The 22,264-nt window shown below is 57.2% G+C and carries 20 protein-coding genes; 10 read left to right on the plus strand and 10 right to left on the minus strand.

The features are described from left to right. Positions 1 to 419 precede the first annotated feature (419 nt). The 4 genes from dnaA to gyrB are packed head-to-tail and all read left to right on the plus strand — an operon-like array spanning position 420 to position 6,627. Positions 420 to 1,943 carry a chromosomal replication initiator protein DnaA gene (gene dnaA / locus HU762_RS04155; RefSeq protein ID WP_186633332.1) on the plus strand — a complete coding sequence of 508 codons (1,524 nt, stop codon included), beginning with the start codon at positions 420 to 422 and terminating at the stop codon, positions 1,941 to 1,943. Between the two features lie 39 nt (positions 1,944 to 1,982). Continuing rightward, entirely contained in the window at positions 1,983 to 3,086 is a 1,104-nt protein-coding gene (dnaN, locus tag HU762_RS04160) for a DNA polymerase III subunit beta (protein WP_025211054.1), read from the plus strand. A 14-nt stretch (positions 3,087 to 3,100) separates the two neighbouring features. After that, a complete protein-coding gene (gene recF, locus HU762_RS04165) occupies positions 3,101 to 4,204 on the plus strand; it encodes a DNA replication/repair protein RecF (protein ID WP_186633335.1) in 1,104 nt (367 codons plus the stop codon). A 5-nt stretch (positions 4,205 to 4,209) separates the two neighbouring features. Next, entirely contained in the window at positions 4,210 to 6,627 is a 2,418-nt protein-coding gene (gene gyrB / locus HU762_RS04170) for a DNA topoisomerase (ATP-hydrolyzing) subunit B (RefSeq protein WP_186633338.1), read from the plus strand. Between the two features lie 57 nt (positions 6,628 to 6,684). Here gyrB and HU762_RS04175 read toward each other — a convergent pair whose 3' ends face one another. After that, positions 6,685 to 7,422 carry a response regulator transcription factor gene (locus HU762_RS04175; protein ID WP_186633341.1) on the minus strand — a complete coding sequence of 246 codons (738 nt, stop codon included), beginning with the start codon at positions 7,420 to 7,422 and terminating at the stop codon, positions 6,685 to 6,687. Between the two features lie 216 nt (positions 7,423 to 7,638). On the opposite strand from HU762_RS04175, the gene HU762_RS04180 reads away from it, so the two are divergent. Continuing rightward, a complete protein-coding gene (locus tag HU762_RS04180; RefSeq protein WP_186633344.1) occupies positions 7,639 to 9,153 on the plus strand; it encodes a HAMP domain-containing sensor histidine kinase in 1,515 nt (504 codons plus the stop codon). 165 nt (positions 9,154 to 9,318) lie between these two features. Here the strand turns inward: HU762_RS04180 and HU762_RS04185 are convergent, their stop codons facing one another. From HU762_RS04185 to glyQ, 4 genes are all read right to left on the minus strand, one after another. Beyond that, the gene (locus tag HU762_RS04185; RefSeq protein ID WP_186633347.1) at positions 9,319 to 10,098 is read right to left on the minus strand and encodes a lysophospholipid acyltransferase family protein; all 780 of its coding nucleotides are present in this window, start codon (positions 10,096 to 10,098) and stop codon (positions 9,319 to 9,321) included. A gap of 80 nt (positions 10,099 to 10,178) precedes the next feature. Further along, positions 10,179 to 10,712, minus strand: coding sequence for a D-glycero-beta-D-manno-heptose 1,7-bisphosphate 7-phosphatase (gmhB, locus tag HU762_RS04190; RefSeq protein WP_186633350.1), 534 nt, complete (start codon positions 10,710 to 10,712; stop codon positions 10,179 to 10,181). 3 nt (positions 10,713 to 10,715) lie between these two features. Further along, entirely contained in the window at positions 10,716 to 12,770 is a 2,055-nt protein-coding gene (glyS, locus tag HU762_RS04195) for a glycine--tRNA ligase subunit beta (protein ID WP_186633353.1), read from the minus strand. Beyond that, complete coding sequence (gene glyQ, locus HU762_RS04200) at positions 12,767 to 13,720, minus strand: glycine--tRNA ligase subunit alpha (protein ID WP_003177094.1); 954 nt, start codon at positions 13,718 to 13,720, stop codon at positions 12,767 to 12,769. The genes glyS and glyQ overlap by 4 nt, the downstream gene beginning before the upstream one ends. A gap of 81 nt (positions 13,721 to 13,801) precedes the next feature. On the opposite strand from glyQ, the gene HU762_RS04205 reads away from it, so the two are divergent. The 3 genes from HU762_RS04205 (at position 13,802) to HU762_RS04215 (ending at position 16,347) form a co-directional block, all read left to right on the plus strand. After that, positions 13,802 to 14,359, plus strand: a complete 558-nt coding sequence (locus HU762_RS04205) for a DNA-3-methyladenine glycosylase I (RefSeq protein WP_186633356.1) — start codon at positions 13,802 to 13,804, stop codon at positions 14,357 to 14,359. 42 nt (positions 14,360 to 14,401) lie between these two features. Next, positions 14,402 to 15,289, plus strand: a complete 888-nt coding sequence (locus HU762_RS04210) for a lysophospholipid acyltransferase (RefSeq protein WP_186633358.1) — start codon at positions 14,402 to 14,404, stop codon at positions 15,287 to 15,289. A 269-nt stretch (positions 15,290 to 15,558) separates the two neighbouring features. Further along, a complete protein-coding gene (locus HU762_RS04215; protein WP_186633361.1) occupies positions 15,559 to 16,347 on the plus strand; it encodes an SDR family oxidoreductase in 789 nt (262 codons plus the stop codon). Positions 16,348 to 16,545: 198 nt separating this feature from the next. Here the strand turns inward: HU762_RS04215 and HU762_RS04220 are convergent, their stop codons facing one another. The 4 genes from HU762_RS04220 to HU762_RS04235 all read right to left on the minus strand — a co-directional run bounded on the left by HU762_RS04220 (position 16,546) and on the right by HU762_RS04235 (position 19,894). Next, on the minus strand, positions 16,546 to 16,791 hold the full coding sequence (locus tag HU762_RS04220) for a hypothetical protein (protein WP_186633363.1): 246 nt from the start codon (positions 16,789 to 16,791) through the stop codon (positions 16,546 to 16,548). A 31-nt stretch (positions 16,792 to 16,822) separates the two neighbouring features. Then, positions 16,823 to 17,242, minus strand: coding sequence for an organic hydroperoxide resistance protein (locus HU762_RS04225; protein WP_186633366.1), 420 nt, complete (start codon positions 17,240 to 17,242; stop codon positions 16,823 to 16,825). A gap of 812 nt (positions 17,243 to 18,054) precedes the next feature. Beyond that, positions 18,055 to 19,179 carry a diguanylate cyclase gene (locus tag HU762_RS04230; RefSeq protein WP_186633369.1) on the minus strand — a complete coding sequence of 375 codons (1,125 nt, stop codon included), beginning with the start codon at positions 19,177 to 19,179 and terminating at the stop codon, positions 18,055 to 18,057. A 340-nt stretch (positions 19,180 to 19,519) separates the two neighbouring features. Beyond that, positions 19,520 to 19,894 (minus strand): lysozyme inhibitor LprI family protein, encoded by a 375-nt coding sequence (locus tag HU762_RS04235; protein ID WP_186614165.1) that lies wholly within the window; start codon positions 19,892 to 19,894, stop codon positions 19,520 to 19,522. A gap of 598 nt (positions 19,895 to 20,492) precedes the next feature. On the opposite strand from HU762_RS04235, the gene HU762_RS04240 reads away from it, so the two are divergent. Further along, positions 20,493 to 20,852 (plus strand): DUF6124 family protein, encoded by a 360-nt coding sequence (locus HU762_RS04240; protein ID WP_186633372.1) that lies wholly within the window; start codon positions 20,493 to 20,495, stop codon positions 20,850 to 20,852. 278 nt (positions 20,853 to 21,130) lie between these two features. Here HU762_RS04240 and HU762_RS04245 read toward each other — a convergent pair whose 3' ends face one another. Further along, positions 21,131 to 21,289 (minus strand): hypothetical protein, encoded by a 159-nt coding sequence (locus tag HU762_RS04245; RefSeq protein WP_186633375.1) that lies wholly within the window; start codon positions 21,287 to 21,289, stop codon positions 21,131 to 21,133. 194 nt (positions 21,290 to 21,483) lie between these two features. Here HU762_RS04245 and HU762_RS04250 point away from each other — a divergent pair, with 194 nt between their 5' ends. Then, the gene (locus tag HU762_RS04250; RefSeq protein WP_186633378.1) at positions 21,484 to 22,251 is read left to right on the plus strand and encodes a TSUP family transporter; all 768 of its coding nucleotides are present in this window, start codon (positions 21,484 to 21,486) and stop codon (positions 22,249 to 22,251) included. The last annotated feature ends 13 nt before the right edge of the window (positions 22,252 to 22,264 follow it).

Below are 22,264 nucleotides of genomic sequence, written 5' to 3' on the forward strand. Positions count from 1 at the left end.
TGCGCTAGATATAGAAATAAAGAAGGGAATTATTTAAAGCTTTTCTGTAAAGCTTATAAAAGCAAGGGTGCCACTTGTCTGTGGATAACCATGCCTACGCCTTGTAATCCGCCATGTACAGAGAATGACAACTACAGGGGAAAGCGGTGGCAACCCTGTGCCGCACTGTCGGATAACCTGTGGGTGGAATAGGTATTTATCCACAGGGCGGTTATCCACTGACTTTAACCCCCAGTTATGCAACGGCCTTAGGGTGATTTATCCACAGGGCTTAGCCACCGACCATTCGTCGCCTTTCTCATGGTTAAAGCGTTGATAAATCATGGACGTTGAGCAACCTGCATGTGGATAAGTGAACGACTGATCGCTACAATGGCCGCTTGTTTTTGCCTCACCGGCTTTCAACTTAGGGGATATCCGTGTCAGTGGAACTTTGGCAGCAGTGCGTGGAGCTTTTGCGCGATGAGCTGCCTGCCCAACAATTCAACACTTGGATCCGTCCACTACAGGTCGAAGCCGAAGGCGACGAGTTGCGTGTCTATGCACCGAACCGTTTCGTTCTCGACTGGGTCAACGAAAAGTACCTGGGCCGGGTCATGGAACTGCTCGATGAGCATGGCAATGGCATGGCGCCCGCGTTGTCCTTATTAATAGGCAGCAAACGCAGCTCGGCGCCGCGGGCCGCTCCCAATGCGCCACTGGCCGCCTCGGCGTCCCAAGCCCAGGCGGCCGCCGCGCCGGTCAACAACCATGCCGCGCCGGCACCCGCGCCTACTTCAAGCAAACGCAACGCACAAAAAACCGCTGAGGTCAGCGAAGAGCCCTCAAGGGACAGCTTCGACCCCATGGCGGGTGCAAGCTCCCAGCAGGCCCCGGTACGGGCAGAACAACGCACCGTTCAAGTAGAAGGTGCGCTCAAGCACACCAGCTATCTGAACCGCACCTTTACCTTCGAAAACTTCGTCGAGGGTAAGTCCAACCAGCTGGCCCGAGCGGCAGCCTGGCAGGTGGCGGATAACCCCAAGCATGGCTATAACCCGCTCTTCCTTTATGGCGGTGTTGGCTTGGGTAAAACCCACTTGATGCACGCCGTGGGTAACCATCTGTTAAAGAAGAACCCGAATGCCAAGGTCGTCTACCTGCATTCCGAGCGTTTCGTGGCCGACATGGTCAAGGCGCTGCAGCTGAACGCCATCAACGAGTTCAAGCGTTTCTACCGTTCGGTGGATGCTTTGCTGATCGACGATATTCAGTTCTTCGCTCGCAAGGAACGTTCACAGGAAGAGTTTTTCCACACCTTCAACGCATTGCTTGAAGGTGGCCAGCAGGTCATTCTCACCAGCGACCGGTACCCGAAAGAGATCGAAGGCCTGGAAGAACGTTTGAAGTCGCGTTTCGGCTGGGGCCTGACGGTAGCCGTCGAGCCACCGGAGCTGGAAACCCGGGTCGCGATCCTGATGAAGAAGGCCGACCAGGCCAAGGTCGAGTTGCCTCATGACGCGGCGTTCTTCATCGCTCAGCGTATTCGCTCGAACGTGCGTGAGCTTGAAGGCGCGCTTAAACGCGTCATCGCCCACTCGCACTTCATGGGCCGCGATATCACCATCGAGCTGATTCGCGAATCGCTGAAGGATCTGTTGGCGCTTCAGGATAAGCTGGTATCTGTGGATAACATTCAGCGCACCGTTGCTGAATACTACAAGATCAAGATATCCGATCTGCTATCGAAGCGCCGTTCGCGATCGGTGGCGCGTCCACGTCAGGTGGCGATGGCCTTGTCCAAGGAGCTGACCAACCACAGCCTGCCGGAAATCGGCGATGTGTTTGGCGGTCGCGACCATACGACAGTGCTTCACGCCTGCCGCAAGATCAATGAACTTAAGGAATCCGACGCGGACATCCGCGAGGACTACAAGAACCTGCTGCGTACACTGACCACTTGATGACCACCAGCGCAGCTTATTAAGGCAAGGGACTAGACCATGCATTTCACCATTCAACGCGAAGCCCTGTTGAAACCCCTGCAACTGGTCGCGGGCGTTGTCGAACGCCGCCAGACCTTGCCGGTACTTTCCAACGTGCTGCTGGTTGTCGAAGGCCAGCAATTGTCGCTGACCGGTACCGACCTGGAAGTCGAACTGGTTGGTCGTGTCCAACTTGAAGAGCCGGCCGATCCAGGCTCCATCACGGTGCCGGCGCGCAAGCTGATGGACATCTGCAAGAGCCTGCCGAACGACGCGCTGATCGATATCAAGGTCGACGAGCAGAAGCTGGTGGTCAAGGCGGGGCGTAGCCGCTTCACTTTGTCGACCCTGCCGGCGAATGACTTCCCGACTGTGGAAGAAGGCCCAGGCTCGCTGACTTGCAGCCTTGAGCAAAGCAAGTTGCGTCGTCTGATTGAGCGCACCAGTTTCGCAATGGCCCAGCAGGACGTGCGTTATTACCTCAACGGCATGCTGCTGGAAGTTTCCGCCGGTATCATCCGCGCCGTGGCCACCGACGGTCACCGCTTGGCGATGTGCTCGATGCAGGCCGATATCGGTCAGCCGGATCGTCATCAGGTGATCGTACCGCGCAAGGGTATCCTTGAATTGGCGCGCCTGCTGACTGAGCCCGACGGCAACGTCAGCATCGTGCTGGGCCAGCATCATATCCGCGCGACCACGGGTGAATTCACTTTCACTTCGAAGCTGGTAGACGGCAAGTTCCCGGATTACGAACGTGTGTTGCCGAAAGGTGGCGACAAACTAGTGCTGGGTGACCGGCAGGCACTGCGCGAAGCCTTCAGCCGAACCGCGATTCTGTCCAACGAGAAGTACCGTGGCATTCGCCTGCAATTAGCCAATGGTCAGCTGAAAATCCAGGCGAACAACCCGGAGCAGGAAGAAGCAGAAGAAGAAGTAGGCGTGGACTACAACGGCGGCTCCCTGGAAATCGGCTTCAACGTCAGCTATTTGCTCGACGTGCTGGGCGTGATGACCACTGAGCAGGTACGACTGATCCTGTCTGACTCCAACAGCAGTGCGCTGGTGCAAGAATCCGATAACGACGATTCGGCCTACGTTGTCATGCCGATGCGTCTGTAGTCAGAATCAGCTAGATGTCCTTAAGTCGCGTCTCGGTCACCGCGGTGCGCAATCTGCACCCGGTGACCTTCTCCCCTTCCCCTCGCATCAATATCCTTTACGGCGCCAACGGCAGCGGCAAAACCAGCGTCCTGGAAGCCGTTCACCTGCTTGGGCTTGCCCGTTCGTTTCGAAGCAGCCGTCTGTTACCGGTCATCCAGTACGACCAACTTGCGTGCACGGTGTTCGGGCAGGTGGAACTGGCGGAAGGTGGCCACAGCGCCCTGGGGATCTCGCGCGACCGGCAAGGCGAGTTCCAGATCCGCATCGACGGGCAGAATGCCCGCAGTGCCGCGCAACTGGCAGAGATTCTTCCGCTGCAGCTGATCAACCCGGACAGCTTCCGACTGCTGGAGGGCGCGCCGAAGATTCGTCGGCAGTTTCTCGACTGGGGCGTGTTCCACGTGGAACCACGTTTCATGGCGACTTGGCAACGCTTGCAGAAGGCGCTGCGCCAGCGAAACTCTTGGCTGCGACATGGTACACTTGACGCCGTTTCACAGGCGGTTTGGGACAGGGAACTGTGTCAGGCCAGCGCTGAAATTGATGAATACCGCCGTGCTTACATCAAAGCCTTGAAACCGGTCTTTGAACAGACCTTGAGCGAACTGGTTGAGCTTGAGGGCCTGACGCTCAGCTATTACCGAGGTTGGGACAAGGACCGGGAGTTGAGTGCCGTATTGGCTGGCTCGCTTCAGCGTGATCAGCAGATGGGCCATACCCAGGCCGGACCACAACGTGCTGACTTGCGTCTCAGATTGGGCGCACACAATGCCGCGGACATTTTGTCCCGAGGTCAGCAGAAACTGGTGGTGTGTGCTTTGCGTATTGCCCAGGGGCATCTGGTCAGCCAGGCCCGTCGCGGTCAGTGTATTTATCTGGTGGATGACTTGCCGTCCGAACTGGACGAAGCCCACCGCCGCGCGCTGTGCCGCTTGCTGGAAGACTTACGCTGCCAAGTGTTCATCACTTGTGTAGACCACGAATTATTGAGGGAAGGCTGGCAGACGGAAACGCCAGTCGCTCTGTTCCACGTGGAACAGGGCCGTATCACCCAGACCCACGACCATCGGGAGTGAAGGCATTGAGCGAAGAAAATACGTACGACTCAACAAGCATTAAAGTGCTTAAAGGCCTGGATGCCGTACGCAAACGTCCCGGTATGTACATTGGCGACACCGACGATGGTAGCGGTCTGCACCACATGGTGTTCGAGGTGGTCGACAACTCCATCGACGAAGCCCTCGCCGGCCATTGCGACGACATCAGCATCATTATCCACCCGGATGAATCCATCACCGTTCGCGACAACGGCCGTGGCATCCCGGTAGACGTGCACAAAGAAGAAGGCGTATCCGCGGCCGAGGTCATCATGACCGTGCTGCACGCCGGCGGTAAATTCGACGACAACTCCTACAAAGTATCCGGTGGTCTCCACGGTGTAGGTGTTTCCGTTGTGAACGCCCTGTCCGAAAAGCTTGTTCTTACCGTTCGCCGCAGCGGCAAGATCTGGGAACAAACCTACGTTCACGGTGTGCCTCAGGCACCGATGGCGATCGTGGGCGACAGCGAAAGCACCGGCACCCAGATCCACTTCAAGGCTTCGAGCGATACCTTCAAGAACATCCATTTCAGCTGGGACATCCTGGCCAAGCGGATTCGTGAACTGTCCTTCCTCAATTCCGGTGTCGGCATCGTCCTCAAGGACGAACGCAGCGGCAAGGAGGAGCTGTTCAAGTACGAAGGTGGCCTGCGTGCGTTCGTTGAGTACCTGAACACCAACAAGACCCCGGTCAACCAGGTGTTCCACTTCAACGTCCAGCGTGAAGACGGCATCGGCGTTGAAATCGCCCTGCAGTGGAACGACAGCTTCAACGAGAACCTGTTGTGCTTCACCAACAACATTCCACAGCGTGATGGCGGTACCCACCTGGTGGGCTTCCGTTCGGCGCTGACCCGTAACCTGAACACCTACATCGAACAGGAAGGCCTGGCGAAGAAGCACAAAGTCGCCACCACCGGTGACGATGCCCGTGAAGGCCTGACGGCGATCATTTCGGTGAAGGTGCCGGATCCGAAGTTCAGTTCCCAGACCAAGGACAAGCTGGTGTCTTCCGAAGTGAAGACCGCGGTCGAACAGGAAATGGGCAAGTACTTCTCCGACTTCCTGCTGGAGAATCCGAACGAAGCCAAGCTGGTGGTCGGCAAGATGATCGACGCGGCTCGTGCCCGTGAAGCGGCGCGCAAGGCCCGTGAGATGACTCGCCGCAAGGGCGCGCTGGACATCGCCGGCCTGCCGGGCAAGCTGGCTGATTGCCAGGAAAAGGACCCTGCCCTGTCCGAGCTGTACCTGGTGGAAGGTGACTCTGCTGGCGGTTCCGCCAAGCAGGGTCGCAACCGCCGTACCCAGGCCATCCTGCCGCTCAAGGGCAAGATCCTCAACGTCGAGAAGGCGCGCTTCGACAAGATGATTTCCTCCCAGGAAGTCGGCACCTTGATCACTGCGCTGGGCTGCGGCATCGGCCGCGAAGAGTACAACATCGACAAGTTGCGCTATCACAACATCATCATCATGACCGATGCTGACGTCGACGGTTCGCACATCCGTACCCTGCTGCTGACCTTCTTCTTCCGTCAGCTGCCGGAGCTGATCGAGCGCGGCTACATCTACATCGCCCAGCCGCCGCTGTACAAGGTCAAGAAAGGCAAGCAAGAGCAATACATCAAAGACGACGACGCCATGGAAGAGTACATGACGCAGTCGGCCCTGGAAGACGCGAGCCTGCACCTGAACGAAGATGCCCCGGGCATTTCCGGCGAAGCCCTTGAGCGTCTGGTGAATGACTTCCGCCTGGTGATGAAGACCCTCAAGCGCCTGTCGCGCCTGTACCCACAGGAACTGACCGAGCACTTCATCTACCTGCCAGCCGTGAGCCTGGAGCAACTGTCCGATCACGCAGCGATGCAGGATTGGCTGGCCCAGTACGAAGTACGCCTGCGCACTGTCGAGAAGTCCGGCCTGGTCTACAAAGCCAGCTTGCGTGAAGACCGTGAGCGTAACGTCTGGCTGCCGGAGGTCGAATTGATCTCCCACGGCCTGTCGAACTACGTCACCTTCAACCGCGATTTCTTCGGCAGCAACGACTACAAGACCGTGGTATCCCTCGGCGCGCAACTGAGCACGCTGCTGGACGATGGGGCGTACATCCAACGTGGCGAACGCAAGAAAGCCGTGACGGAGTTCAAGGAAGCCCTTGAATGGCTGATGGCCGAAAGCACCAAGCGCCACACCATCCAGCGATACAAAGGTCTGGGCGAGATGAACCCGGATCAATTGTGGGAAACCACCATGGACCCAAGTTCGCGCCGGATGCTGAAAGTCACCATCGAAGACGCCATTGGCGCCGACCAGATCTTCAACACCTTGATGGGTGATGCGGTCGAGCCTCGTCGTGACTTTATCGAGAGCAATGCGTTGGCGGTGTCCAACCTGGATTTCTGATCCGGCTTGCCCTGCTGAAACAAAAAAGGCCAACGCTTATGCGTTGGCCTTTTTTTATTAACTCGCCACCGAATCCTCATCACTTCCGGCAGCGACACTCTCAAGCCGATACCCGTACCCATAAATCGTCAACAATTGCCAACCCCTATCTGCCGTCAGCCCGAGCTTATTGCGTAAGCGATAGATATGAGTGTCCAGTGGACGGGATGAAGTCATTTCCTCGTGGGTCCAGAAGCGTTCGTAAAAGTATTCCCGGGACAGTGGCCGGCCCAGGTTGGCGAACAGGCAACGGGCCAGGCGATATTCACGCTCGGTCAGGCTGATGGGGATACCAGCCCGGGTGACAGTCAGTTCGGCGTCGTCGAACGCTAGATCGTTGAACACCAGCACGTCGCTGGTGGGCACGCGTTGCAGGTTGTGACGGCGTAGCACGGCGGTGACCCGGGCCTTGAGCTCGTTGGGTCTGAAGGGTTTGCTCACGTAGTCGTCGGCGCCGGCGTTGAGGGCCTGGACGATGTCGTGCTCGCCGTCGCGGCTGGTCAGCATGATGGCAGCCGGTGGCGAATCCATGTGCTCGCGGGTCCAGCGCAGCAGCGAAAGCCCACTGACGTCGGGCAGTTGCCAGTCAAGGATCAACAAGTCGAAGGTTTCCCGGCGCAGTTGCCGCAGCAGGTCTTCGCCTCTTTCAAAGCTGTGCAGGGTCCAGGCTTGTTCTCCCCTGCCCGGTATTTGTTGAAGTGTGTGTTCTACCCGGCGCAGTTCGGCCGGTTCATCATCCAGTATGGCGACTCGCATGGAATGCGATTTCCTTGATCTCGAAAATAACGGACATCTCAGGAGGTAACGCAACCTTCCTCCTATCGCTGGCTGCGACAATACCGGCTCGCGGCCCAGAGGGAAAGGCAGCAGCGCACCACCCATCGAGTCGGCTATAGTCCTGGGCTTCCTGCCTGTCGGTACACCCCATGATCCATTACACAATCTACCTCCTTGTGTTCAGCCAAGGTGCCTATGACTAACCCACCTCGCCGTGAAAGCCGTGAACCCACTCAGGTCCAACGATTGTTCCGACAATTGGTGCGTGAGTGGTTGTGGATAAGTCTGCTTTTGTTGCCCCTGACAGCGCTGCTTTCGTTTTGTATGCAGCCAGCCCGTAGTGGGCTCGCCGCCTTGCTGTCGGTCGGTCTAGTTGGCGGCGTATTAGGCCTGCTGTTGTGGCGCCCTCGCCTTGCCGTGGGAACGACGCTAGCGGGGATGGGCGTAGCCCTGTTGATCAGCGCGCTGGTGGATGCGTGGGGTTGGTGGTGGTCACCGGTGGCCAGTTTATTGGGAATGCTGTTTGGCTATCTGATCTGGAACTGGCGGCGTCTGAGCGTGGTGCTGGCTTATTTTGGCTGGGAACTGGCGCGCTTGGATGCGGAGCCGAAGGTATTCCCGGAGCGTCGTCGGGCCTCTTACACCGGCACTGACCGTTTGCAGGGACAAATCATGGCATTGGAACAGGCCATGAGCCGGACGCGGGATACGCGTCGCTTTATTGCGGATGGCCTGGAATATTTGCCCGTGGCCACCATGATCAGCGATCCGCAGGGCAAGATATTGCTTGGCAACCGCAAGGCTCGCGAGTTGTTCGGTCATGCTTTGGCGGGGGGCGACGTGCTGGAGGAATTGGCTCGGCTGGGCTATCCGGCATTGGCGCACTCCCCTGTCCACCGCTTGTCCACGTTGCCGCTGGTAGAATTTCGCGACATTCGCGAGCGCAGCCTACGCCTTGAGAGGGCCGCACTGGTACCGGCTGACAACGACGTGCCTGTGGGCTGGTTGCTGAGCCTGACCGACCTGAGTGCCGAGCGTGAAGCCGAAGAGCAGCGCGGCGTAATGCTCCGGTTCCTGTCACATGACCTGCGCGCGCCTCACTCAGCCATCCTGGCGTTGCTCGATGTGCAGCGGCATGAGGCCGGCGTAGAGAATCCATTATTCGACCAGATCGAACGCCAGGTGCGCCGCGCATTGGACCTGACGGACGGTTTTGTGCAGTTGGCCAAGGCAGAATCCGAGGCCTACCAATTTCGGCCTACGTTGTTCGCCATGCTGATTCTGGATGTGATTGACCAGGCGTTGCCGATCGCACAGGCCAAAAATATCCAGTTGGAGCACGAGCTGGACGATGAGGAAGCCATGGTCAACGCCGATCAACCCTTGCTCACCCGGGCACTGTTCAATTTGCTGGAAAACGCCATCAAGTACAGTCCGACACAAACACGCATTTCCCTACAGGTTCGTTGCATGCAGGGTTGGTTAGCGTGTCACGTCGTTGACCAGGGAAAGGGCATTGGTCCCGAAGAGCTGCCGGATTTGTTCATCCAGTACCGGCGCTTCTCCTCCGCCCATGGGGTGGATGGTATTGGTTTGGGTTTATCGATGGTCAAGGCGGTGGTGGACCGTCATGGTGGGAATATCGAGTGTCGCAGCGTCGTAGGCGAAGGGACCACGTTCAGTTTGCGGTTTCCGCTGCTGAACGAGTGACCAGAAAATCGCGGCCTGCGGCAATACCCCAGACCTACGAGGCTATAAAAACTTATGCACCTTTACAGATGTTTTATGTTTTTAGGAAATATGTATTAAAAACACATAGTTACGTAACAAAAACAACGGGATCAGACGAAACGGTACACAGGTTATCCACAATTATCAGACAGCAACCTTGTCCGTCGTTGCGGGCGCAGCAGGCGCTGGAGGCAGTGAACCCAGCTCCCTTTGGGTCTGTTCATTCCACGCCTGTACACGGTCATTCAGTTCGGCAACGGCGCGAGGCCCGCTGCCCTCGGCATACATCGGCGGGCCAATCACCACGGTGATAATTCCCGGCGTCCTGAGCCAGCCCGACTTGGGCCAGAATTTTCCCGCATTGTGTGCAATTGGCAGCACCGGCAGGCCAGCATTTACCGCCAATGCGGAACCGCTACGGGAAAACTTGCCAATCGTGCCATAAGGCACACGGGTGCCTTCCGGGAAAATCAACACCCAGACGTTATCCTTGAGCAGTTCATCGCCTTTTTTCGCGACCTGCTTGAGAGCAACCTTCGGGTTGTCACGGTCAATGGCAATCGGGCGCAGCATCGCCATGGCCCAGCCGAAGAACGGCACGAACAACAGCTCACGCTTGAGCACTTGGCTCAACGGTTCAAAGTAGGCCGAGAGAAAGAAGGTCTCCCAGGTGCTCTGGTGGTTGGACTGGATGACACACGGCCGGTCAGGCACGTTCTCGGCGCCTTTGACTTCATAGCTGATGCCCAGAAACACCTTGCTCAGCCACAGTGCGCAGCGACACCAGTACACATTGATGAAACGGTAGCGCGCCTTGAACGGCAAGAAAGGCGCGATAAAAAAACTCAGGGAGCACCACAGCAAGGAACTGGTGCCCAACAGCAGGTAAAAGAGAAAGGCTCTGATGGCCTGCAATATCGACATAGCGGCGTTTACCGTTGCGGGCAATGCCCGCCTGTTCAAGCGCTTCCCGAACAATCCTTGATCAGGTTGTCTTGGGAGCTCTAATTGTGGATAAGTTCAGCGGCAATCGCCGCCAGGTCGTCAAAAATCAAGGTGCCCACCGGTAGGGTCTTGCCCAGAGTCTTCTCGCCTTTTCCGGTCTTTACCAAAACTGGCTGACAATCGACGGCCTTGGCCGCCTCCAGGTCACCGAGGCTGTCGCCGACGAACCACACACCCGCCAACGCCACATCGTAATGAGCGGCAATGGTTTTCAACATGCCTGGCTTGGGCTTGCGGCAATCGCAGCCGTCGTCCGGCCCGTGCGGGCAATAGACGATCAACCCGACTTCACCGCCCTGCTCCGCCACCAAGTCGCGCAAGCGATCATGCATGGCCTGAAGGACGGCGAGGTCATAGTAACCGCGAGCAATGCCCGACTGGTTGGTGGCAACCGCCACGGTCCAGCCGGCCTTGCTCAACTTCGCGATGGCTTCGATCGAACCGGGGAGCGGCAGCCACTCCTCTACCGACTTGATGTAAGCGTCGGAGTCGTGATTGATCACTCCGTCCCGATCGAGAATCAGCAGCTTCAAGATTTACCCCAGCAGCGAAATATCGGCAACACCGAGAAACAAGCCACGCAGCCGCGCCAGCAGCGCATAGCGGTTGGCCCGCACATTGGCGTCTTCGGCATTGACCATCACCGCTTCGAAAAACGCATCAACTGGTTCGCGCAATGCTGCCAGGCGCGCCAGGGTTTCGCTGTACTGACGCGCCGCTGCCATCGGCTGAACCGCCTGGTCTGCCTGTTGGATCGCCGAGTACAGGGAGAACTCGTTGGCGTTATCGAAGTATTTGGCTTCGACGGTGGCCGCGATGTTGCCTTCGGCCTTGCTCAGCAGGTTCGACACACGCTTGTTCACCGCGGCCAGGGCCGCTGCTTGCGGCAGTTGGCGGAACGCCTGCACCGCTTGTACACGCTGGTCGAAGTCCAGGGCCGAACCCGGCTTCAGGGCGCGCACCGACAGGTAGGTTGCGACGTCGACGCCTTCATCTTCATAACGCGCACGCAGGCGGTCGAAGATGAATTCCAGCACCGCATCGGCCAGGCCTGCGGCCTTGACCTTGCTGCCGAACGCATTGACGGCGAATGCCACGGCGTCGTTCAGGTCCAGGTCCAGTTGTTTGTCGATCAGGATCCGCAGCACGCCCAGCGCCGCGCGACGCAAGGCATAAGGGTCTTTGCTGCCGGTGGGCAACATGCCGATGCCGAAAATCCCCACCAGGGTATCGAGCTTGTCGGCGATCGCCACGGCCGCCCCGGTCAGGGTGGTCGGCAACTCAGCGCCGGCACCGCGTGGCATGTATTGCTCGTTCAGCGCCAGCGCTACGTCTTGCGGCTCGCCATCGTTGAGGGCGTAGTAGTAGCCGGCGATGCCTTGCATCTCCGGGAACTCACCGACCATTTCGGTGGACAGGTCGCACTTGGACAGGATGCCGGCACGGGCCGCGCGCTGGGCGTCGCCGCCGATACGCGGGGCGATGAATGCCGCCAGCTTGGAAACGCGCTCGGCCTTGTCGTAGACGCTGCCGAGTTTTTCCTGGAAGACCACGTTCTGCAGACGCAGATTGAAGCTTTCCAGGGATTGTTTCTTGTCCTGCTTGAAGAAGAACTCGGCGTCGGTCAGGCGCGGGCGAACGACTTTTTCGTTACCGGCGATGATCTGCTGCGGATCCTTGCTTTCGATGTTGGCGACCGTGATGAAACGCGGCAGCAACTTGCCTTCGGCGTCCAGCAGGCAGAAATACTTCTGGTTATCCTGCATGGTGGTGATCAGCGCTTCCTGGGGCACTTCGAGGAAACGTTCCTCGAACGAGCACACCAGCGGCACTGGCCATTCCACCAACGCGGTCACTTCGTCCAGCAGGTTGGCCGGCACGATGGCGGTGCCTTCCTGGCTGGTCGCCAGCTCTTCGGTGCGCTTGCTGATCAGCTCGCGGCGTTCGTTGGCGTCGGCCAGCACGTAGGCGGCACGCAGGTCGGCCAGGTAATTGGCCGGCGAGGTGATGCGCACGTTGTGCGGATGATGGAAGCGGTGGCCACGGGAATCGCGACCGGCCTTCTGCGCGAGGATCGTGCAGTCGATGACTTGGTCACCGAGCAGCATGACCAACCACTGGGTTGGACGCACGAACTCTTCCTTGCGCGCCGCCCAGCGCATGCGCTTGGGAATCGGCAGGTCATTGAGGGAGTCTTCGACGATGGTCGGCAACAGGCTGGCGGTCGGCTTGCCCTTGATGCTCTGGCTGTAGCGCAGCTTCGGACCGCTCTGGTCGATTTCGCTCAGGTCCACGCCGCACTTCTTGGCGAAGCCCAGGGCGGCTTGGGTCGGGTTGCCGTCGGCATCGAACGCGGCCTGGCGTGGCGGGCCGTCGAGGTTGATGCTGCGGTCCGGCTGTTGGGTCGCCAGGGCGGTGATCAGCACGGCCAGGCGGCGCGGCGCGGCATAGACGTGTTTGGTTTCGAAGTTCAGGCCAGCGCCTTGCAGGCCTTTTTCAATACCGGCCAGGAACGCATCGGCCAAGGTGTTCAGGGCTTTGGGTGGCAATTCTTCGGTGCCCAGTTCAACCAGAAAATCTTGAGCACTCATTGTGCAGCCTCCAGCTTAGCCAACACTTCATCACGCAAGTCCGGGGTCGCCATCGGGAAGCCCAGCTTGGCACGGGCCAGCAGGTAGGCTTGCGCGACGGAACGCGCCAGGGTGCGTACACGCAGGATGTATTGCTGGCGCGCGGTCACGGAAATCGCCCGGCGCGCGTCCAGCAGGTTGAAGGTATGGGATGCCTTCAACACCATTTCATAACTCGGCAACGGCAGCGGCTGGTCCAGCTCGATCAGGCGCTTGGCTTCGCTTTCATAGAAATCGAACAGTTCGAACAGCTTCTCGACGTTGGCGTGTTCAAAGTTATAGGTCGATTGCTCCACTTCGTTCTGGTGGAACACATCGCCATAGGTCACTTTGCCGAACGGGCCGTCGGCCCACACCAGGTCATAGACCGAATCCACACCTTGCAGGTACATGGCCAGGCGTTCCAGGCCGTAGGTGATTTCGCCGGTCACCGGGTAGCACTCGATGCCGCCCGCTTGTTGGAAGTAGGTGAATTGGGTCACTTCCATGCCGTTGAGCCAGACTTCCCAGCCCAGGCCCCAGGCGCCCAGCGTTGGCGACTCCCAGTTGTCTTCGACGAAACGAATGTCGTGCACCAGCGGATCAAGGCCGACGTGCTTGAGGGAGCCCAGGTACAGCTCCTGGAAGTTTTCCGGGTTCGGCTTCAGCACGACCTGGAACTGGTAGTAGTGCTGCAGGCGGTTCGGGTTTTCGCCGTAGCGGCCGTCAGTCGGGCGGCGGCTGGGCTGCACATAAGCGGCGTTCCAGGTTTCCGGGCCGATGGCACGCAGGAACGTGGCAGTGTGGAAAGTGCCGGCGCCTACTTCCATATCGTAGGGCTGAAGTACCACGCAACCTTGCTCGGCCCAGTATTGCTGGAGGGCGAGGATCAAGTCTTGGAAGGTACGCACGGCTGGCGTAGGCTGGCTCACGAAATTCACCTGTTTCTTGGGCTGCGATTTAAAGAGCGGGAGTATACCCGATTCGTTCGTGCGCACGCCCCCTGGAGCCTTATGCCACGCTGCTTTTGGTGTTCTGACGATCCTTTGTACATGGCTTATCACGATCAGGAGTGGGGCACGCCGCTGCGCAATGCGCAGGGTTTGTTCGAGTTGCTTTTGCTCGAAGGGTTCCAGGCCGGGTTGTCCTGGATCACCGTTTTGCGCAAACGCGAGCGCTACCGGGAAGTGCTGTACGGCTTCGATGTGCAGCGAGTGGCGCAAATGAGCGACGCCGAAATCGATGAACTGATGCTCGACCCCGGCATCATCCGCAACCGCCTCAAGCTCAAGGGCGCCCGCCGCAATGCCCAGGCCTGGCTGGCCCTGGAAGACCCGGTGGCGTTCCTCTGGTCGTTCGTGGGCGGCAAGCCCATCATCAACCATTTCAAGGACCGCACCGAAGTGCCGGCCATCACGCCCGACGCGCTGGCGATGAGTAAAGGCCTGAAGAAAGCCGGGTTCACCTTCGTCGGCCCGACCATTTGTTATGCGTTGATGCAGGCCTCGGGCATGGTCATGGACCACACCCAGGACTGCGACCGCTACGCCGAGCTGGCAAACGGTGGTTAGAATAGCCGGCTCGCGACACGCCCATGAATTCAGGAGTGACCTGTGGATAAGTTGAAAGGCGCCTTGCTGGTCGGCGCTCTGCGGTTGTTTGCGCTGCTGCCCTGGCGGGCGGTGCAGGCGGTGGGCTCGGCCATTGGCTGGCTCATGTGGAAATTTCCCAACCGTTCCCGCGACGTGGTGCGGATCAACCTCGCCAAGTGTTTCCCAGAGATGGACCCGGCCGAGCGCGAGCGCCTGGTGGGCCAGAGCCTCAAGGACATCGGCAAATCCCTGACCGAAAGCGCCTGCGCCTGGATCTGGCCGGCCCAGCGCTCCATCGAACTGGTGCGCGAAGTCGAAGGCCTGGAGATACTGAAAGAAGCCCTGGCCTCCGGCAAAGGCGTAGTGGGCATCACCAGCCACCTGGGCAACTGGGAAGTGCTCAACCACTTCTATTGCAGTCAGTGCAAACCGATCATTTTCTACCGTCCGCCCAAGCTCAAGGCGGTGGATGAACTGCTGCAAAAGCAACGCGTGCAGTTGGGCAACAAAGTCGCGGCGTCGACCAAGGAAGGCATCCTCAGTGTCATCAAGGAAGTGCGCAAAGGCGGCCAGGTCGGCATCCCTGCCGACCCGGAACCGTCCGAATCCGCTGGGATCTTCGTCCCCTTCTTCGCCACGCAGGCCCTGACCAGCAAATTCGTGCCGAACATGCTCGCCGGCGGTAAAGCGGTCGGCGTCTTCCTCCACGCACTGCGCCTGCCGGACGGTTCGGGCTACAAAGTCATTCTCGAAGCTGCCCCGGACGAGATGTACAGCACCGACACCGAAACCGCCTGCGCCGCCATGAGCAAAGTCGTGGAGCGCTACGTACGCGCCTACCCGAGCCAGTACATGTGGAGCATGAAACGCTTCAAGAAACGCCCGCCGGGCGAGGCGCGGTGGTACTGAAGACCCGTTCCCACATGCTTTCGGGCACGCCCCGAACCCTGTGGGAGCTTGCTCGCGAAGAAGCCGACACATTCACCAACGATGCTCACCCATATATCGCCATCGCAAACGAACTCCAACTTACCGACGTCACTCTCAACCATTACGTGCGGGCAGGCGCAATCATCAAACGTCCTATGATGAATGCCTGTGGAGTTGGCGGTGCCGGCGTATCGCCCAGCCAAACCTAGCGCATTGTCCCTTTGGTCAATTAATCAGGAGTTTCACTCATGAAAATCGACTTCACCGGCCGTCACGTGTTGGTCACCGGGTCTACCAGCGGTATCGGTTTTGCAACAGCCAAAGGCTTCCTGGAAGCTGGCGCCCAGGTAGTCATCAACGGGCGCAGTGAGAGCAGCGTGGAGGACGCGTTGCAGCGCCTGGGCAATCTCGCTTCCAGGGCGACGGGCTTTGTTGGCGATCTCAGCAACGAGTCGGGCTGCAAGGCATTGATCGCCAAGCATCCAAGCTTCGATATCGTCATTAACAACCTGGGCATTTTCAAGCAGGAAGACTTCTTCGAGACGCCGGACAGCGAATGGCAGCGGTTCTTCGAAACCAACGTGATGTCTGGCGTGCGGGTTTCCAGGGCCTACGCGCAGGGCATGGTCGAGCGTGGTTGGGGGCGGATCGTGTTTGTCTCATCGGAGTCGGGCGTGAACATTCCCGCCGACATGATCCACTACGGCTTCACCAAGACCGCCCAGCTTTCAATTGCTCGCGGCCTGGCCAAACGCCTCGCCGGCACGGGCGTAACGGTGAACTCGGTATTGCCTGGGCCGACACTTTCCGAAGGCGTTGCCAAGATGCTCCAGGCGGACGTCGAGCGCAGCGGGGAAAGCCTGGAAAAGGTCGCGGCAGATTTCGTCAACGAGCACCGCAGTACCTCGATCATCCAGCGCGCGGCACGGGTAGAGGAAGTCGCCAACATGATCATCTACGTCAGCTCGGAACAGGCCTCGGCCACCACCGGAGCGGCGCTGCGAGTTGATGGCGGCGTGGTGGATAGCATCGTCTAGCTGCGTTATCAAAAGCATGAACATAGTGCCCTCGCCACGGGATCGCTATGACGCCATGCAACAAAACGCCGCTTCCTCATCCGAGAGAAGCGGCGTTTTTTCTTTTCGAAGCAACATTGGTTGATTTGACCAACTATCGAAGCGTTGAAGGGATTGTTCAGCCCACCCCTGTTTTGCAACCAATCCGAGCCCCTTCAGCTAACCGTTCTCGCCCAGGCGATCCGAGCCAACTTCGGCTACCCGTAACTCGATAAGACGATCGGAACCACCTTCGGCTACGCGTTTCTCGATCAGGCGATCCGAGCCACCTTCGGCTATTCGTTTCTCGATCAGGCGATCCGAACCGCCCTCAGCGAATGTAGGTTGGACAAAAGAAGCCGCGAACGCATTGCCGAGCGACAGTACCAGAAGCGAGCCAACGAGCGTTTTGCTGAAAGTTTTCATGTCGTGATCCTTGTATTCGAAGTTAAGTGAGTTAGACGGTGACGTGCAAACGGACGTCGACGTTGCCGCGGGTCGCGTTGGAGTACGGGCAAACCTGGTGAGCCGCGTCGACCAGCGCTTGAGCATCGGCTTGCTCCAGACCAGGCAGGTCGATGTGCAGGTCGATGTCCAGGCCGAAACCGCCAGGAATCTGGCCGATGCCGACGTGTGCCGTGATCGAGGCGTCAGCAGGAATGCTGCGTTTGCTCTGGCTGGCGACAAACTTCAATGCGCCGATGAAGCAGGCCGAGTAGCCGGCGGCGAACAACTGCTCAGGGTTGGTGGCTTCACCACCGGCGCCGCCCAGGGCTTTTGGAGTGGCCAGCTTCACGTCGAGAATCTTGTCGCTGGAAACAGCACGGCCATCACGGCCACCGGTGGAAGTTGCGACTGCGGTATAGAGAACGTTCATGGTGTTTCCTCGCTTGCTGAAGGTGTGATTAAGTTTTGTTGGTTTGCGCTAAATGTTTGTGCGCTAACCAGTTGAGATAAAGTTAACGGATGAATAGTTTGCGCGCAAGATAAATTTCTAAAAAAATATTGATTTTTGATTAACTGTTTGATCTATAAGAGATTAATTTTCAGGCAAAGCAGTGTCGCCAGCTCGCGTGGGTCGCGTAGGTGAACCAAGAGGAAGGAGGTGCTAGCGGGATCAGCAGATCCAGTGCAATTGCAGACCTTCGAATAAAGGAAGTTCAAATCAGAAGGATGGGCTTCTCGATCGTTCCCACGCTCCTGCGTGGGAATGCCGCCAGGGACGCTCCGCGTTCCGCTTCTGGGATGTGACGCAGAGCGTCACGGGATGCATGCCCACGCAGAGCGAGGGAACGATCAACGATCAAATGCCCGTGTTAAGTCGCCCGTGGTTATTTAGCGAGGTGCGGGGCTGTCATCTGAGCAAATTGCTTTCAGAGCGAGGAAGGTGGTTGGAGTGGAGCCAATCTGAGTCGGAGTGCTGATGAGTGTGCGAGTGTCCGCATTACCTTCGAGGCGGTACGGCTTTCCGTTACACACCTTTTTGGCTTTCTGATTTATATCTTCCAACATGCCTTCCCTTGAATTGAAGACACTCCCGCTGTTGGTAAGCATATATTCGCCTGGACCCACCTTATCAACGGAGGTGAAGGTGCATCCTGCGAGAGAGGAAAATATAAATCCGATAAATGCTTTTTTTTCAACTGATCGTTCTCCAGTGCGAGTTTATACCGCCGAAACGGCCTTCTTCTAAGCAACAGCCACTCGATTGCGCCCCAACGCCTTCGCGCGATACAGCGCCTTGTCAGCATTGTTCATCAAACCGTGAAGATCCTTATGCCCCGACTCCATCGAAGCCACCCCAAGGCTGGCGGTAATTCGATGGATGGGCTCGATCATCAATCCGGCAATGCTTTGGATGAGCTCTTCTGCAATCTGGGTAGCGACTTCGATGGAGGTGTCCGGAAGCAGGATGGCGAACTCTTCCCCACCTAGCCGGCCGTGAATGTCCGTCGCCCGAAAGGACGAGCTGATCACCACCCCCATTTGGCGCAACACCTGATCGCCGACCTGATGACCGTAGGTGTCGTTGATGTGCTTGAAGTGATCCATGTCCAACATGACCGCACACAACCCCAGCCGGTTGGTCTTACATTCGTCATAAAGCTGCTGGGCATGTTCGAAAAAAGCCCGTCGACTCTTGAGGCCGGTCAGTTCATCGGTTTGTGCGGCGCGGGTTGAAATGCTGTTCGCCTGCTCCATTTCTCGAGTCAGTCGAAAAGCGGTTTCCAGTGCCTGGGACATTTTGTGTGTGGCGCGGGCCGCAAAGGCCGCGAACACCAGAATAGAAAGTGCCATGCCGACTTGAATCGCAGACGGCTGAAACAGCAGCCAGGCGGTGCAGGGAAGCAGCACCAGGCCGATGGAAACCAGCGTCATGTCGCGGTAGGCCGAATAGCAGGACACGGCGCTGACGGACATCCCCACCGTAAAGAGCATGACCAACGCTTGCGATAACAAATCATCCGCCGGCATGACAACGAACGCGCCGCCGCCCCAGATGCTGGCGGATAGCACCAGCGAGACCCAGTACCTGCGCTCCCAGCGTTGAGGCGTACGCTCGTGTTCGTCGCTGCGCAAATACGCAACGAACATCGCGATACGCAACAGCGTCGATCCGGTCAGGATGGCCAACCACCAAACCAACAAGCTGTGCTCAAAACGATCCCAACACAGCCAACTCAGCATGATGGCCGCGAGGTAACTGCCAAACACCGCGGAAACAGATTGGCGAAACAGTTGCTGCAACCGATCGGTTCGTACCTGCTCGGCTATAAAGGAATCCTGACCATTACGAGATCCTGGGCCATCCATGTGATCCACCTGATCGTGATGCAACAAGAAAAAGCGATTGTGGCACCCTGCCACTAACGCAAACAACCGAATTACGCCCACGGTCCGATATCTCGGTTTAGCCGAACCCCATGGCGAGGGAGTTTGCTCCCGCTGGGCAGCGTAGCAGCCCCAACCATTCCTACCGACAAACCAAGATCAGCCCGAATCGAATCGGATGTTGAATAGCACTGAACCGCCATAGCGGGTGAACCCACCAAAGAAAAACCCGACGCTTTACGTCGGGTTCTTCGTGGGGTACGGCTTTTCGCGTGCCTATCGCTTCTTCAAGAGTCAGCCCGACGTGCTCATTGTTTACGGGTTACTCGACTTGCGACAGCTTAGCGTCGTCGCAACCGGCAGCACGGCACTCGCGCTCGATAGCTTTGAGTATGACGATACGCGCTTCGGTCTTCTCATTGGCACAGTCCAGGTAAAGCAGGCCATCGTTGGAACAGGCGTTGTCGCGAATCTTGATCCACTGGATTTGAGCGGTTTTCACTTTTTTCTTTTGATCCGGGTTCAGGGCACTCATCGTCTTCTTGTATTGATCGTTGATGTCCTGATCCGACTGAACCATTTTCAGCGACGCGCAATAGGTCCTGTCATAGGCGTTTCTAGGGTTATCGCAACTCATGGCAGATGCCGATGCTGATGCCATAGCCAACAATGCCCCAACCAACAAAGACTTGATCACTCATTTCTCTCCCTGAATGCCTCTATTGATTAGAGGTCGCGGCGGGAATCTATCATGAGGGCTGTAGAACAATGAAGCAGATCCTTGGGTTGCGCAGCATACCCAAGCCGGTCAAATATTCGTGGCGAGGGAGCTTGCTCCCGCTGGGCTGCAAAGCAGCCCCACCCTCCCCGAAAAAATCCTACAGACAAAACCGTATCACCCACTTCGAGCCCCAACCGTAAACCCGTCTAGCTCCAATTTACGGGCCAAAACCGAGCCTTGTTTATCCACCCGCCACTTCCCGTCCGTCAGGCTACCCAACCTTGCGCCTTTACCTACAACTACGCCAGAATCCGCCCGCTTGTGCACCCTGCCCCCGGGCTCTATCGTTTCCCTGCCACTGCCCATCAGTGGTCGGGTTTAGTAGCCCGAGGTATTTAGTAAGGTGCAAAGCTCTATCAGTCAGGTATTTCCATGCCTGTATTTGATGGCGGTTGTGCGCAGGGCGCCCTCGGGCGCGCCGGCTTGCTAAGTCCCCGGTCTACTAACCTGCGTACAGCTGCCACCCCTTGTTTAGTAGCTAGAGGGTTGCGGCTTCACCTACAAGACTTAGTACATGTTCAAACCTACACCGAATCCGCCAGAGGCGGACCCAGCTTCCCCGCGAACCAAATCCAAAGCCAAAAAGCACGACGAAGCCACCAATCGTGCCTTGGATTACTACCTGCTACCAAAACCGGAAAAGTCCGAAGATACGTCCCAACCGGGCCAGCTCTTCACCGTCGCAAAAAATGCCGACAACGAATCCCTCCTCGCCAACCTCAGCGAAACCCTGGCGGCAGCCGACGCGATGGTCAGCAACCTGGCCTTCGACCTGGAAGGACCGCGTCGTCACATCCTTCTCGGCATCCAACAATTGATCGAATTGGGTTCATTGCTGACGAATCGGGTGCTGGATAACGTCGATCCGCGATAGCAGGTAAACAGCCGCCACAGAAAACCCGACGCCATGCGTCGGGTTTGCTTTTGGTTGAGGCACGCACTCTCGTTCCGAACTACAGGCTAAAGACGAACTCTGTTTATTCGCCCCCCACCAACCCTTCCACCAAGCTACTCATCCTAGCGCCTTTGCCTACAACTACGCCGGAACCCGCCGGCTTGTGCGCCTTGCCTGTGGTTTCTATTATTTGCCCGCACTTAATGGTGACTTGAATGTTGGATCGTTGCCTTCTGTAAACCTTTAAGGATCATGCTTTAGCCGCAGCGCAAGCTTTCGGTCGTCTTGTCGACCAGAGGCTTGATATTGATCAGCTCAAGGACGTTATGCTTGATTACAATCAACGTGTCGGAAGAGCTTTCCATGCCCTGCATGAAGCGCTGCTGTAATTTAAGGAGAGCAGCAAGCGGTTGCATTGGTTAAGCGTTCCCTCTCAGCGTGGCTTCTGGTGATATTGCGTAGGCAAAAAAATGCTATTAATCAATATTGATATCTCTTGAATGCTTTCCGAATATAATTCGGCCGAACTATCCAAAGATCGACTGTACATGCTCAGGTTTTTTAATTAGGTAATAATGCCCGATAATGAAGTTGATAGTGGATGATTTTTATGCAAATTGAATACGCCATGGTTGCGTTGGGTTTTTTTGCTTTTTGCGGGGGGATGATCGATGCTGCCGTGGGGGGAGGTGGGCTGGTTCAAGTACCCGCCCTCCTTCACGCATTGCCTCAGCACTCGCTGAGCACAGTTTTTGGAACTAATAAGCTGGCTGTACTTGCAGGAAATCTTTCTTCTATATTTAGTTACGTTAAAAGAATAAAAATTGTTTGGAGGCTGATGCTTCCGACTATGCTCTCGGCTTTTGTATTTTCGTTTGTGGGCGCTTTTTCCGTCTCGCTCGTTCCGAAGGCGATAATGGAATATTTTGTCTTTTTTGTATTGGTGGTAATGGCTGTTTATACATTCGCAAAAAAGGATCTAGGGCTTGTTCACTCGAACGCTCAATGCGGACCCAGAGAAGTGCTACTTGGGGTTTTTTTTGGTGGTGTAATTGGATTTTATGATGGGGTCTTTGGTCCCGGCAGTGGTAGTTTTTTGTTATTTATTTTCGTTAAGTATTTTGGCTACGATTTTCTTAATGCATCCGCTTCAGCAAAACTGGTTAACTTGGGAACGTTTAGCGCGGCGCTGCTATTTTTTATACCGTCAGGTCATGTGCTGTGGATAATTGGCGGGCTGGTCGCGGTGTGTAATATGGCGGGTGCCCTGACAGGCACATTTTTGGCTTTGCGTTATGGGAGTGGATTAATTCGTATATTGTTTCTTTTTTTATTGGTGTTCCTAATTGGCCGGATGGGGTTGTCCATATTGCTATGACAGGTCGCGCGTA

Source organism: Pseudomonas sp. SWRI92, from assembly GCF_014268685.1.
Taxonomy (GTDB): Bacteria; Pseudomonadota; Gammaproteobacteria; order Pseudomonadales; family Pseudomonadaceae; genus Aquipseudomonas; species Aquipseudomonas marvdashtae.

What these genes read in the sequence shown, in the direction of transcription:
- dnaN (WP_025211054.1), top strand. Translation starts at nt 1,983, where the DNA reads ATGCATTTCACCATTCAACGCGAAGCCCTGTTGAAACCCCTGCAACTG.
- recF (WP_186633335.1), top strand. Translation starts at nt 3,101, where the DNA reads ATGTCCTTAAGTCGCGTCTCGGTCACCGCGGTGCGCAATCTGCACCCG.
- HU762_RS04175 (WP_186633341.1), bottom strand. Translation starts at nt 7,422, where the DNA reads ATGCGAGTCGCCATACTGGATGATGAACCGGCCGAACTGCGCCGGGTA.
- HU762_RS04180 (WP_186633344.1), top strand. Translation starts at nt 7,639, where the DNA reads ATGACTAACCCACCTCGCCGTGAAAGCCGTGAACCCACTCAGGTCCAA.
- HU762_RS04185 (WP_186633347.1), bottom strand. Translation starts at nt 10,098, where the DNA reads ATGTCGATATTGCAGGCCATCAGAGCCTTTCTCTTTTACCTGCTGTTG.
- glyS (WP_186633353.1), bottom strand. Translation starts at nt 12,770, where the DNA reads ATGAGTGCTCAAGATTTTCTGGTTGAACTGGGCACCGAAGAATTGCCA.
- HU762_RS04205 (WP_186633356.1), top strand. Translation starts at nt 13,802, where the DNA reads ATGCCACGCTGCTTTTGGTGTTCTGACGATCCTTTGTACATGGCTTAT.
- HU762_RS04215 (WP_186633361.1), top strand. Translation starts at nt 15,559, where the DNA reads ATGAAAATCGACTTCACCGGCCGTCACGTGTTGGTCACCGGGTCTACC.
- HU762_RS04220 (WP_186633363.1), bottom strand. Translation starts at nt 16,791, where the DNA reads ATGAAAACTTTCAGCAAAACGCTCGTTGGCTCGCTTCTGGTACTGTCG.
- HU762_RS04225 (WP_186633366.1), bottom strand. Translation starts at nt 17,242, where the DNA reads ATGAACGTTCTCTATACCGCAGTCGCAACTTCCACCGGTGGCCGTGAT.
- HU762_RS04230 (WP_186633369.1), bottom strand. Translation starts at nt 19,179, where the DNA reads ATGGATGGCCCAGGATCTCGTAATGGTCAGGATTCCTTTATAGCCGAG.
- HU762_RS04240 (WP_186633372.1), top strand. Translation starts at nt 20,493, where the DNA reads ATGTTCAAACCTACACCGAATCCGCCAGAGGCGGACCCAGCTTCCCCG.
- HU762_RS04245 (WP_186633375.1), bottom strand. Translation starts at nt 21,289, where the DNA reads ATGCAACCGCTTGCTGCTCTCCTTAAATTACAGCAGCGCTTCATGCAG.
- HU762_RS04250 (WP_186633378.1), top strand. Translation starts at nt 21,484, where the DNA reads ATGCAAATTGAATACGCCATGGTTGCGTTGGGTTTTTTTGCTTTTTGC.